The 11486-nt window shown below is 66.0% G+C and carries 11 protein-coding genes; 8 read left to right on the top strand and 3 right to left on the bottom strand.

Annotated elements, in window-relative coordinates; translation table 11 throughout:
- The first annotated feature begins 48 nt into the window (after positions 1-48).
- The 8 genes from dctP (at position 49) to BSY19_RS25570 (ending at position 8099) form a co-directional block, all read left to right on the top strand.
- Positions 49-1107 carry a TRAP transporter substrate-binding protein DctP gene (gene dctP, locus BSY19_RS25605; protein WP_069056599.1) on the top strand — a complete coding sequence of 353 codons (1059 nt, stop codon included), beginning with the start codon at positions 49-51 and terminating at the stop codon, positions 1105-1107.
- Between the two features lie 62 nt (positions 1108-1169).
- Positions 1170-1682: a TRAP transporter small permease subunit gene (locus BSY19_RS25600; RefSeq protein ID WP_069056598.1), complete on the top strand. Its 513-nt coding sequence runs from the start codon at positions 1170-1172 to the stop codon at positions 1680-1682.
- Entirely contained in the window at positions 1679-2992 is a 1314-nt protein-coding gene (locus BSY19_RS25595; protein ID WP_069056631.1) for a TRAP transporter large permease, read from the top strand. The genes BSY19_RS25600 and BSY19_RS25595 overlap by 4 nt, the downstream gene beginning before the upstream one ends.
- A gap of 123 nt (positions 2993-3115) precedes the next feature.
- Entirely contained in the window at positions 3116-3901 is a 786-nt protein-coding gene (locus BSY19_RS25590; protein WP_069057392.1) for an SDR family oxidoreductase, read from the top strand.
- 19 nt (positions 3902-3920) lie between these two features.
- On the top strand, positions 3921-4691 hold the full coding sequence (locus tag BSY19_RS25585) for an SDR family NAD(P)-dependent oxidoreductase (RefSeq protein WP_069057391.1): 771 nt from the start codon (positions 3921-3923) through the stop codon (positions 4689-4691).
- A gap of 27 nt (positions 4692-4718) precedes the next feature.
- Positions 4719-5681: a dihydrodipicolinate synthase family protein gene (locus BSY19_RS25580; RefSeq protein WP_069056630.1), complete on the top strand. Its 963-nt coding sequence runs from the start codon at positions 4719-4721 to the stop codon at positions 5679-5681.
- 25 nt (positions 5682-5706) lie between these two features.
- Entirely contained in the window at positions 5707-7461 is a 1755-nt protein-coding gene (locus BSY19_RS25575) for an oxidoreductase (protein ID WP_150129736.1), read from the top strand.
- Positions 7462-7496: 35 nt separating this feature from the next.
- On the top strand, positions 7497-8099 hold the full coding sequence (locus BSY19_RS25570) for a TetR/AcrR family transcriptional regulator (RefSeq protein ID WP_069056628.1): 603 nt from the start codon (positions 7497-7499) through the stop codon (positions 8097-8099).
- A gap of 110 nt (positions 8100-8209) precedes the next feature.
- Here BSY19_RS25570 and BSY19_RS25565 read toward each other — a convergent pair whose 3' ends face one another.
- The 3 genes from BSY19_RS25565 to BSY19_RS25555 form a co-directional block, all read right to left on the bottom strand.
- Positions 8210-9082 (bottom strand): DMT family transporter, encoded by an 873-nt coding sequence (locus BSY19_RS25565; RefSeq protein ID WP_069056627.1) that lies wholly within the window; start codon positions 9080-9082, stop codon positions 8210-8212.
- Between the two features lie 427 nt (positions 9083-9509).
- Entirely contained in the window at positions 9510-10784 is a 1275-nt protein-coding gene (locus tag BSY19_RS25560; protein ID WP_069056626.1) for a TRAP transporter large permease, read from the bottom strand.
- Between the two features lie 12 nt (positions 10785-10796).
- Positions 10797-11360 (bottom strand): TRAP transporter small permease, encoded by a 564-nt coding sequence (locus tag BSY19_RS25555; RefSeq protein WP_069056625.1) that lies wholly within the window; start codon positions 11358-11360, stop codon positions 10797-10799.
- Positions 11361-11486: the final 126 nt, after the last annotated feature.

Raw genomic sequence — 11486 nt, 5'->3', positions numbered from 1 at the left:
GGCCAACGACAAGAACCACGCTCAACCACAGAGGGAAAGGCCGAAACCATGACCGGATTCAAGACTGTCGCCGCCGCGCTCGCCACCGTGGCGGGCCTTGTGCTCGGCGCGCAGGGCGCGCTGGCGCAGAACAAGATGGAACTCAACATGGCGACGCCCTGGGCGGGCGGGCACTGGCTCGACATCGGCGCGAAGAAATACGCCGAGAACGTCGAGCGCATGACCGAGGGGCGGATCAAGATCAACGTCTTCCCGGCCGGCGCGCTCGGCCCGGCGCTGAAGGTCACGGAGACCGTCCAGAAGGGCGTCGCCGACATGGGCCACAGCTGGCCGGGCTATGACTGGGCGGTCGATCGCACGGGCGCGATCTTCTCCGGCTGGTCGGCGGGGCCCAACCCCGAAGAGATGATGATGTGGCTCTACAACGGCGGCGGCGCCGATCTGTGGAAGCAGTGGCGCAAGGAGAAGTTCGACGTCGTCGCCTTCCCCTGCGGCGTGCTGGAGACCGAGTTCTTCATGCATTCGCACAAGCCGATCCGCACCGTCGCCGACATGAAGGGGCTGAAGCTGCGGACCTCGTCCTCCTGGGCCGAGATTGCGCCGATGCTGGGCGCCTCGACGGTCGTGCTGCCGGGTTCCGAGGTCTTCAGCGCGCTGGAGCGCAAGGTGGTCGACGCCATCGAGTGGGGCGGCCCGGGCAGCAACCTGTCGGAAGGGTTCCACAAGGTCGCCAAGTACATCATCATGCCGGGCCTGCATGCGCCGTCGGGCGCGCATGACTGCATCTTCAACAACGCGACCTGGGCGAAGATCGGCGACAAGGACAAGGCGCTGCTCGAACTCGCCGGCCGCCTGACGGTGCTCGACACCTATCTCGGCTACGCCAAGAGCGACCTCGACGCCTACAAGCAGATCAAGGCCAGCAACATCGAGGTGATCCAGGTCGATCCGAGCCTGACCGCTGCCGTGGTCAAGGCCTCGGGCGAGTGGGCCGACAAGCAGGCGGCCTCGAACGCCTGGTTCAAGAAGGCCTATGACAGCCAGAAGGCCTTCATGGCCAGCGTCAAGCCGCTGAGCGAATTCCGCTTCGCCATCGGCTCGCGCTGATCCCTCGCCCACGGCGGCGGCCTTGATGGTCGCCGCCGCGGGCCTCCCGGTGCGAGGTCGTCATGCCCATCGTTCGCTTCATCAACCTGCTCTCGCTCTGGTCGGGGCGCGTGGGCGCTGTCGTCGTCGTCCCGCTCGTTCTCGCCATGGTGTTCGAGGTCGTCAGCCGCTACGCCTTCGCCGCGCCGACGCAATGGGCCTTCGAGCTCAGCTACATGATGATGGGGACGATCTTCCTGCTCGGCCTGTCCTATGCCGTGCTGACGGACCAGCATGTGAACGTCGATTTCATCCACCAGCTTTTGCCCCGTCGCGCGGTCGCGACGATCGATGCGGTCGGCTACCTGATCATGGCCGGCATGCTGGCCTGGCTGACCAACGCGCTCGTCGGAAACGTCGCCAGCGTCTACCGCACGGGCGAGGGCACGGGGCTTTCGGCCTGGAACCCGCCGATCTGGCCGTATCGCGTCATCTATGTGATCGGCTTTGCGCTCTTCAGCCTGCAATGCTTCGCCAAGGCGATCGAAAACCTGCTGGTCGTCTTCGGCCGTGCGACGGAGAGCCCGGCCCGATGACCGCCCAGACCGTCCTGTGGATGTTCCCGGCCCTGCTGGGGCTGATCTTCCTCGGCTTCCCCGTCGCCCTGTCGATGATGATCGCGGCGCTCGGCTTCGGCCTGATGCGCTTCGGCGGCACGCTCGTGCACCAGTTCGCGCAGCGCATCGACGATCTCTCGACCAATTATGTGCTGGGCGCGATCCCGCTCTTCATCTTCATGGGCTCGATCCTGGAGCGGGCCGGCATCGCGGAACGCCTCTTCGACGCGCTCTACATGTGGACACGGCGCCTGCCCGGCGGGCTCGCCATCGCGGCGCTGCTGATGTGCACGATCTTCGCCGCCGCGAGCGGCGTCGTCGGTGCGACCGAGACGCTGGTCGGCATGCTCGCGATTCCCGCCATGGTGAAGCGCCATTACGACAACAAGCTGATCGCCGGCACGATCTGCGGTGGTGGATCGCTCGGCACGATCATCCCGCCCTCGGTTCCCGTCGTCGTTCTCGCGCCGATCGCGACCCTGCCGATCGGCGACCTGCTGGCCGGCATCCTGATCCCCGGCCTGACGATGTCGGCCCTGTTCATCCTCTACATCGTGATCGCCTGCGGGCTGAAGCCATCCCTGGCGCCGCCGGAGAAGGACCCCGATCCGCGCAGCCTGGGCGAGAAGATCAGGTTCACGCTGGTGGCGCTGGTGCCGCCGGGCTTCCTCATCTTCACGGTGCTGGGCACGCTGTTCACGGGCATGGCGACGCCGACCGAGGCCGCCGCCTGCGGCTCGCTCGGTGTTCTGCTGCTGGCGATCGTCTACCGGCGCATGACCTGGCGCCTGCTCTTCCAGGCCTCGCTGCAGACCGTCGGGCTGACGGCGATGATCCTCGCCATCATCCTGGCGGGTGGCATGTTCTCGGGGGTGTTCTTCGCCTCCGGCGGCATGGCGGCGACCAAGGGCATTCTCGACGCGCTCGGCCTCTCGCCCTGGTCGGTCGTCGCGGCGATCCTGTTCGTCGTCTTCATCCTCGGCTTCATCGTCGACTCGATCTCGATCATCCTGATCGTCGTGCCGATCGCGATCCCGCTGGTGAAGAGCTTCGGGCTCGATCCGCTGTGGTTCTCGGTGGTGATGCTGGTGATGCTGCAGACGGCCTATCTGACGCCGCCGATGGCGCCCTCGATCTTCTACCTGAAGGCGATCGCGCCACCGACGATGCGGCTGCAGGACATGTACTGGGGCGTGATCCCCTTCATCATCTGCCAGGTCGTCGTGCTGCTGCTGCTGCTGTTCTTCCCCGCCATGGCGACCTGGATGCCGAAGGTCATGTATGGCTAGCAGCCGCGAAGCCCGCGCCCGCAACCCGCAGGCGGGGCCTCGGAGGAGGGGGGGCTTGAAGAAGGGCGAGGATCGTGGCACTTACAGACACGTAAGTCAGCCGCGATCGAGATGATGGATGACATGAAACTGGCAGGCAAGATCGCAATCATAACCGGTGCGGGGTCCGGCATCGGCCACGAGGCCGCCAAGCTGTTCGGAGCCGAGGGCGCGACCGTCGTCGTCGCCGACCGCAACGAAGCGGCTGCCCGGGCGGTGGCCGACGAGATCGTGGCGCAGGGCGGCCATGCCACAGCCCTGCGGGTCGATGTCGCCAGGGAGGCCGAGGTCGAGGCGATGATAACGAGCACCGTCGCCGCCCATGGCCGGCTCGATATTCTCGTCAACAATGCCGGCTACGGCTTCGCCGGCACGGTGGTGACGACCTCTGAAGCCGACTGGGACGCTCTGATGGCGGTCAACGTCAAGGGCGTCTTCTTCGGCTGCAAATATGCCGTCCCGGCGATGGCGCGCCAGGGCGGCGGCGCCATAGTCAACACGGCGTCGGCGGCGGCCCATATCGGCATCCATGACCGCGCCGCCTATGTCGCCTCCAAGGGCGCAGTCGCCGCCCTGACGCGGGCGATGGCGATCGACCATGTCGAAGACGGCATCCGGATCAACGCCGTCGCGCCCGGGACGATCGAATCCCCGTATTTCACCGAAATCCTCAAGGCGCCGGGCGCGGCACAGCTGCGCCGTGGGCTGGAGGAGCGCCAGGCCATGGGGCGCCTGGGCCGGCCGGTCGAGATCGCGCAGGCCATGCTCTGGCTCGCCAGCGACGACGCCTCCTTCTGCACAGGTACGGTGATGACGGTAGACGGCGGCTGGACCGCGCAGGGCGACCGCAAGGTCAAGAGCCAGAGCTGACGGACGAGCATCGATGGGCATGTATGGACTTCAAGGACGCAAGGCGATCATCACCGGCGCTGCCCACGGGATCGGCAGGGCCATCGCGGCCCGGCTGCTGGCCGAAGGCTGCGACGTCGGGATCTTCGATATCGACCGGAATGCTGCGGAGGCCGCCGCGGCGTCACTGCGCGCCACCGCCGGCAAGGTCGTGGTCGCGGCTGGAGACGTCTCGAGCAAGGCCGATGTCGAGGCCGGCATCGGGGCGTTGATGGACGAGCTCGGGCCAGTCGACATCCTGGTCAACAATGCCGGCATCTGCCGCATCGGAAAAGTTCTGGACACCAGCGACGCCGATTGGAACGCCACGTTCGGCATCAACGTCAACGGCCTGTTCCATGTCACGCGCAAAGTCGCACCGCAGATGGTGGCGCGGCGCTCGGGCGCGATCGTCAACATGGCGTCCTGGATGGGTAAGTCGGGCGTCGCCGCCTACGGCGCCTATTGCGCCTCGAAATTCGCGGTGGTGGCCCTGACCCAGGCGCTCGCCTGCGAACTCGGCGAACATGGCGTGCGCGTTAACGCGGTCGCGCCCGGCCTCATCGTCGAGACCAAGATGCGCGATGAATCGGAGTTGCTGCGCGCCAGGCAGGGCCTGCCTGGCTCCCGTGACCGCGCCCGCGACATTCCGATGCGCCGCGCCGGCGTGCCCGACGACATCGCCAAGTCGGTGGCCTATCTCGCCTCGGCGGAGGCCGACTACATCACCGGTGAGACGATCAATGTCACCGGCGGTCTGTGGAACGACTAAGCTCACGCAACCAACAGGAGCATCTCCATGTCTCGCTTCAAGGATTTTCGCCCGGCCGGCGTCATTCCCGCCACGCTGCTCGCTCTCAACGAGGATATGAGCATCGACGAGCGGCAGACCCGCAAGCATCTCCGCGATTGTGCGCTCGTCGACGGCGTCTCCGCGGTGACCGTCAACGGCCACGCCTCCGAGGTTCACGCCTGCAGCTTGGACGAGCAGCGCCAGATTCTGGCGGCTTCGCTGGCTGAGGTCGGCGACGCGGTGCCAGTGATCAACGGTGTCTACGCCGACGGCTCGATCGAGGCCGCGCGCATCGCTGCGATGGCAGAGAAGGAAGGAGCTTCGGCGCTGCTGGTCTTCCCGCCCAACAGCATGGCGATGGGCGGGCATCTGCGCCCGGAAATGGCGATCGCCCATTATCGCCGCATCGCCGACGCGACCGACCTGCCGATCATCGCCTTCCAGTATCCGATGGCGAGCCATCTGGGCTACACTTTCGACACCTTGCTGGCGCTGTTTGATGCGGTTCCGACCATCGCCGCGATCAAGGACTGGTCGAATGACGTCATGCTGCATGAGAAGCATGTCCGCACCTTCCAGAGTCTGCCGCGCCCGGTGAACGTCCTGACGACGCATTCCTCCTGGCTGATGGCCTCGCTAACGCTCGGCTGCAATGGCCTGCTCTCCGGCTCAGGCAGCGTCATCGCCGACCTGCATGTCGCGCTGTTCCGCGCCGTGCAAGCGGGCGATCTCAAGGCGGCGCAGGCCGTCAACGACCGGATCTACCCGCTGTCGCAGACCTTCTATGCCCCGCCCTTCCTCGACATGCACAATCGCATGAAGGAGGCTCTTGTGCTGCTCGGCAGGCTCGACAAGGCGATCGTCCGCCCGCCGCTGATGAAGCTCGGTGAAGCCGAGATCGCGCGCATCCGTAGGGCGCTCGAAGAGGCCGGAATTGGCCGCGACGGCGCGCGGAAGCTGGCGGCCTGAGCGCCGCGCAAGCGAGGCCACCACCATGCGCGACAGCAACCAGCCACGGCTGTTCGGCCCGGCTCGGATCGGTCCGGTGACGCTGAAGAACCGCGTCATCATGGCCCCCATGACGACGCGCAAGGCGGATGCGGAAGGCTTCGTCACCGAAGCTGGCATCGCTTATTACAGGGCGCGCGCGCAAGGCGGAGTCGGGCTGGTGACGGTCGAGATGGCTGCACCGGAACCGGCGGGCAAGCATCGCAATTTCGAGCTCGGCCTGCATGACGAGCGCTTCCTGCCCGGCCTCGCTCGGCTGGCCTCGGCCATTCATGAGGCGGGGGCCAAAGCCGCGATCCAGATCGGCCACGGCGGCGGCCATACCCGGATCGACATCGCCGGCGTCACCCCGATAGCCCCCTCGGCGATCCCGCACAGCGTGCAGGAGGGGCATACCGAGGTGATCGTTCCCGAGGCGATGAGCCTGGCGCGGATCGCGCAGACCGTGCGCAGCTTCGCCGAGGCCGCGCAGCGGGCGGAACGCGCCGGCTTCGACGCGGTCGAGATCCATGCTGCCCATGGCTATCTGATCTCGCAGTTCCTAAACCCGATCGAGAATCGCCGCGACGACGCCTATGGCGGCCTGCTCGAGAACCGCGCCCGCTTCACGCTCGAGGTGACACGCGCCGTCAAGGCCGCCGTTCCGGGGCTGGCGGTGATCGTCCGCATCAATGGCGATGACTTCTTCGAGGGCGGCATGACGCGCGACGAGGCGGTGACGCTCGCGGCCTGGGCGGCGCAGGCCGGCGCCGATGCGATCCACGTCACCGGCGGCCACTATCGCTCGCAGCCGACGGCCGCGATCATGATCCCGCCTATGGCGACAGCGAAGACGCCGTTTCTGGGCTTTGCCGAAGCCGTCAAGCGCAAGGTGTCGATCCCGGTCGTCAGCGTCGGCCGGTTTGGCGATCCGGCCGAGGCCGCGCGGGCGATCGCCGCAGGCAAGGTTGATTTCATCGCGCTCGGCCGGCCTCTGCTCGCCGATCCCGACTGGGTCGCGAAGGCAGAACGCGGCGAGGAGGTCCGGCGCTGCATCGCCTGCAACACCTGCGTCGACGGGATGCGGGAAGGCCGCCAATTGCATTGCCTAGTCAATCCGCTGGCCGGCCGGGAGGCGCATCTGCCGAGGCCCGTGCCCTTGTCCAGTGGCCGGAAGATCGCCGTACTCGGCGCCGGCCCGGCCGGGCTCAACTATGCCTCGCTGATGGCCGAGAGCAACGCGGTCACAGTCTTCGAGCGCCGGCGCGAGGCGGGTGGCGCCTTTCGGCTGGCGGGCCATGCGCCGCTATTCCAGGGCGTCGCCGCCAATCAGGCGAGCCTGAATGAATATCTCGCGGCGCTGCAGCGGACCTGCCTGGAGCGCCGGGTCGAATTGCGCACCGGCATCGACGCGCTCGCGGATCCGGCGACGCTGCAGGGCTTCGACCATGTCGTGATCGCAACTGGCGCGCGCTACCGCGCCGGAGCCGGCGGCCTGGTCGCCTGGCTGCTGCGTGCCGGCCTGACGCGACGTTGGCCGCTGCGGGCGCTGGCTGCCGATCCCGCCTGGCGCGACTGGTTTTATCGAAGGGCCAGGCAAGCCACCGGCGACGCCATCGCCGCCCGGCTGAGGGGGCGCGGCCTTTCGGTCGAAATCATCGGGGATGCACGGGTCGCCGGCAAGAGCGAGGCGGCTATCGCAAGCGCGTTCATCGCGGCCTTCGGGCCTCTGGACGGCATCGAGGTGGCGCGTCATCTGTAGACGGGGCTGACTCGCCGCATCATTGGAGTACCCGCATGAAGGACGAGATCAAGAGCATATCTCTTGAGCTATTGCTGCGCCACGGCTTTCAGGGGTTCCGGTTTCGCGACGTTGCAGAGATGCTGAACACGACCCGCGCCAACATCCATCATCATTACGGTAACAAGCTCAATCTCTGCGAGGAGGTCATCGTCGACTATGTCGCGGAGACGCTGGCGAACTGGGAGACGAACTGGCGCAGCGGGAAGAGCTTCGCGGACAAGATCGAAGGCATGATGGAGTCGAACCGGCAGCGCTATCTGCGCTATAACCCGACCGGCAAGACCGCAAATCCCTGGAGCCTTATCGGGCGCATGCGGCTGGAGGGCGATGTGATCGGTCCGCGCGCCAGCGCAGCACTGGCCGATTTCGGCGTCAGGCTCGACAATCTCATCAAGGCCGGCATCGATCAGGCGATTGCGGCCGGCGAGCTCTCGAAAGAGATTCCGCGCGACGACATCGCGCTGCAGCTCGTCGCAATCGCCAACAGTGCCGGCCCGATCACGCAGGATGGCGGCAATTTCGACCGGCTCCAGCAGCTCTACCGCTCATTCAATCGGATCGTCCATCACGCCTACGGCACGAGGCTCAAGAGCTAGCACCGGCCCAATAGCCAGCACGGCGCTCCGGTCGATCCTTCATGCCCGCGGGTCCGGGCGGCCGCTTACTGCGGACTCCAACTCCAACCAAGGGATGGGTGAGCAAGACCTCAAACGGCCAAGCGCGGGCGCTCGATCCAGACGTTGGACAAGCCTGCCAAGACAACGATCGCGGCTCCAAGCAGCGTCGTCCAGGATAGTGCTTCGCCGAAAACGATGACGCCGAGCGCCGAGGCCGTCACGAGCTGGAGATAGGCAAATGGCTGTAGCTGGCTCGCCTGCGTGCGCTGATAGGCCCGTATCAGAAGGAAATGCCCGAGCGCGCCGGAGACGCAGAGCAGCGCCATCCAGCCCCAGTCGGTTATGGCCAGCGGCCTCCAGACGAAGGGGGCGGCGAGGCTCAGCAGCAGGCCCGGCACGATGCCGGTATAGAAGAAGCTGGTCTGCGGGCTGTCATGACGCGCGACCAGCCGGGTCAGGATCGAATAGGTCGCAAAGATGCTTGCGGCCCCCAGCACGATCAGGGCAGCGGGGGTGAAGACGCCGGCACCTGGCTGAAGGATGATGAGGACGCCGACGGCGCCAGCCGCGATGGCGAGCCAGCGCGCCGGAGGCACCGCTTCGCCGAGCACCAGTGCGGCCAGAACCGCGACGAGCAGCGGATAGCAGGCGAAGATCGCGTGGCTCTCGACAAGCCCGATCCGGACGAAGCCTTCGATCAACAGGACGAGTTGGGCGACCAGCGTCAGGCCGCGCAGGACCTGGAGTGCCGGGTGACGCGTTGCGGCCACGGCCCGCAGTCCGCCTTCGGCCCTTGCACTCAGGGCGAGCACGAAGAGGGCGAAGAACCAGAACCGGATCGTCAGAACCAGAACGATGCCGTATCGCGCCGCCAGATGGCGGGACAGGGCATCCTGTGCGCCAAAGACGATCATCGCCAGCACCATCAGGCCGATGCCACTGCGTCCGCCTCGCCCCATCATTTGAGAATTCCTCAACGCGAAAGCCCCGCCATCACCGGCGGGGCATCGCTACGCGAGCCGGCCAAGGCTCATGACTAGCACGAGCGAATGCGCGCGATAGCCTGCCAGAAGCGGCGTAGTGCCCAGGCTGCTAGGCAGGAGGCCTTCCACGCGCTGGGTGGAACGCAGTCATGGCGTGGCCGCGCCTTCTGGCTTGGCTCGATGCCTTGTGCGCTTGGGGCAGCTTCAGCGCGACGCTTGCTGGAATGATCTCGGTCTCCGACCAGAACTGATGGCCGCTGCCGGGTTCATGAAACATCCAATCTCGGTGTCCACGAAACCGGCAGCAGGCCATTTTGCAGCAGGGAGCCTCTGACTGGCTGCGAAGCTGTACAAGGTGAGCGACGTCTGGTGGACGAAGATGTCGTCGCTCTTCTCGCGCAACCGATCAGCGCAGCATGCGTGGCAGCCAGAGAGTCAGGTCGGGCCAGAAGGTGATGATCGCGAGTGCGCCGAACAATGGGATGTAGAACGGCATGACGGCCCTCAGCACCGCGGGCATCGACGTCTTGGCGATGTCCGACAGAAGGAACAGCGCCAGTCCCATCGGGGGCGTCAAGATTCCAATCATTAGATTGAACACGAAGACGATGCCGAGATGCACCGGGTCGACGCCGGCCATGACGAGTGGCGCCGTGATCAGCGGCGCGACCAGCAGCGTCGCCGTCGTGCTGTCGAGGAACATGCCGACGACGATCAGAAGCAGGTTGACGATGATCAGGAGAACGATCGGGTCTGTCGATATCGAGAGCAGGCTGCGCGTGAAGGTTTGCGGCAATTGCTCGACGGTCAGGATCCAGCCGAACAAGGCCGCGGCCGAGACGATGATCAGCACCGCTGATGTCGTCTTCACCGTATCGAACAGGGCAAAGCGCAGCCGAGGCCAGGTGAGACCGCCATAGAAGACCATCGCGATCAGCAGGATGTAGGCGACCGTAATCGAGGCGGCCTCTGTCGGGGTAAAATAGCCGCCCAGCATGCCGCCGATCAGCAGGAGCGGCGTCATCAGCGCTGGGGCCGCCGGCCAGAAGGTGGTCCAGAGTTCGCGAAACGTCGGCCAGCGCTTCGAGCGCGGATGATCGTGGCGCTTGGCGAGCCAGGCCACAGTCGCCATCAGCAGGGCGACATAGAGCAGCGCCGGCATAATGCCGGCGACCAGCAATTGCACGATCGAGACGCTGGTCGCCGAGCCATAGATGATCAGGGGGATCGAGGGCGGAAAGATAGGTCCAACGACAGCGGACGCGCCGGTGATGGCCGCCGAATAGGCGCGGGTGAAGCCCGCCCGCACCATGGCGCGGATTTCGATCCGACCCAAGCCGCCGATATCGGCAAGCGCCGCTCCAGAGGTGCCCGAGAAGACGAGCGAACCGATGACGTTGACCTGCGCCAACCCGCCCGGGACGCGGCCCCCCAGCGTGTGGGCGAAGCGGTAGATGTGGCTGGTGATGCCCGCCTGGTTCATCAGGCTTCCGACGAAGATGAAGACTGGAACAGCCACCAGCGGGAAGGAATCCAGCGCATAGGTCATGCGCTGCGCGATCAGTTCCAGCGGGAACCCCGACAGCATGACATAGAGCAGGGCCGGAACCGCGATCGCCACGACGACCGGAAAGCCGAAGATGAACAGCGCCACGAAGGCGAGGATGATGGTGATCGCCATGATGATCCGCCCTCAGTGCTTCATCTCGTCGGGCAGATCGAGCTCGTCTTCGGGCTCGTGCTCCTGGGGGAAGGTGACGTACAGCGGCCGCCCCTGGATCGCCTTGGCGGTCTGGATGGCGCATTCGAGGGTGCTCATCGCAAAGCTGATGCAGGCCGCCCCCAGAAAGATCCAATAGGGAATCCCCAGTGTCGGGGTCGAGTTGTCGAGATTGCCGCCGATGGCGACGAAGCTGGCGAGCGTGATCGCCGCGAAGGTCGCGGTTGCGGCAATCGCGCCGGTGATCTTCGCCGTACGCACGACACCGCCCGGCAGCATCGAGACGATCTCTTCCATCCTGATATTGGCGCCGGCGGAAATGACATAGGGCAGTGCCAGGAACACCGCGCAGATCAGCATGAAGCGCGCCAGTTCCTCGACGCCGATGATCGGCGTGGCGAAGATTTCGCGCGACACCACCTGGATGAAGGGCAGCGACACCATGGCGATCAGCATCGCCAGGCTGCCCCAGCGGAACAGCCACCGCATCGGCTCGACTGCGCGGTCGATCCGATAGGTCCGGCTGTCGACGGTCACCGGGACAGGAACGTTTGGGGCTGTGGCGGAGCTTTGCAAGAGGCCTCTCTTCGCGGGATGGAGGAGCGGGCAGCGGGGCTCGGCCGGACCGAGACCGACGCATAAAGGCGAAAGCCGGGGCGTGGC

It is taken from the genome of Bosea sp. RAC05 (assembly GCF_001713455.1).
GTDB lineage: Bacteria > Pseudomonadota > Alphaproteobacteria > Rhizobiales > Beijerinckiaceae > Allobosea.
This window is presented reverse-complemented; position numbering and strand designations above follow the sequence as displayed.

Bases quoted from the DNA above. Each gene is read 5' to 3' on its own strand.
- dctP (WP_069056599.1), top strand. From the start codon at position 49: ATGACCGGATTCAAGACTGTCGCCGCCGCGCTCGCCACCGTGGCGGGC.
- BSY19_RS25565 (WP_069056627.1), bottom strand. From the start codon at position 9,082: ATGATGGGGCGAGGCGGACGCAGTGGCATCGGCCTGATGGTGCTGGCG.
- BSY19_RS25560 (WP_069056626.1), bottom strand. From the start codon at position 10,784: ATGGCGATCACCATCATCCTCGCCTTCGTGGCGCTGTTCATCTTCGGC.
- BSY19_RS25580 (WP_069056630.1), top strand. From the start codon at position 4,719: ATGTCTCGCTTCAAGGATTTTCGCCCGGCCGGCGTCATTCCCGCCACG.
- BSY19_RS25570 (WP_069056628.1), top strand. From the start codon at position 7,497: ATGAAGGACGAGATCAAGAGCATATCTCTTGAGCTATTGCTGCGCCAC.
- BSY19_RS25600 (WP_069056598.1), top strand. From the start codon at position 1,170: ATGCCCATCGTTCGCTTCATCAACCTGCTCTCGCTCTGGTCGGGGCGC.
- BSY19_RS25595 (WP_069056631.1), top strand. From the start codon at position 1,679: ATGACCGCCCAGACCGTCCTGTGGATGTTCCCGGCCCTGCTGGGGCTG.
- BSY19_RS25575 (WP_150129736.1), top strand. From the start codon at position 5,707: ATGCGCGACAGCAACCAGCCACGGCTGTTCGGCCCGGCTCGGATCGGT.
- BSY19_RS25585 (WP_069057391.1), top strand. From the start codon at position 3,921: ATGTATGGACTTCAAGGACGCAAGGCGATCATCACCGGCGCTGCCCAC.
- BSY19_RS25590 (WP_069057392.1), top strand. From the start codon at position 3,116: ATGAAACTGGCAGGCAAGATCGCAATCATAACCGGTGCGGGGTCCGGC.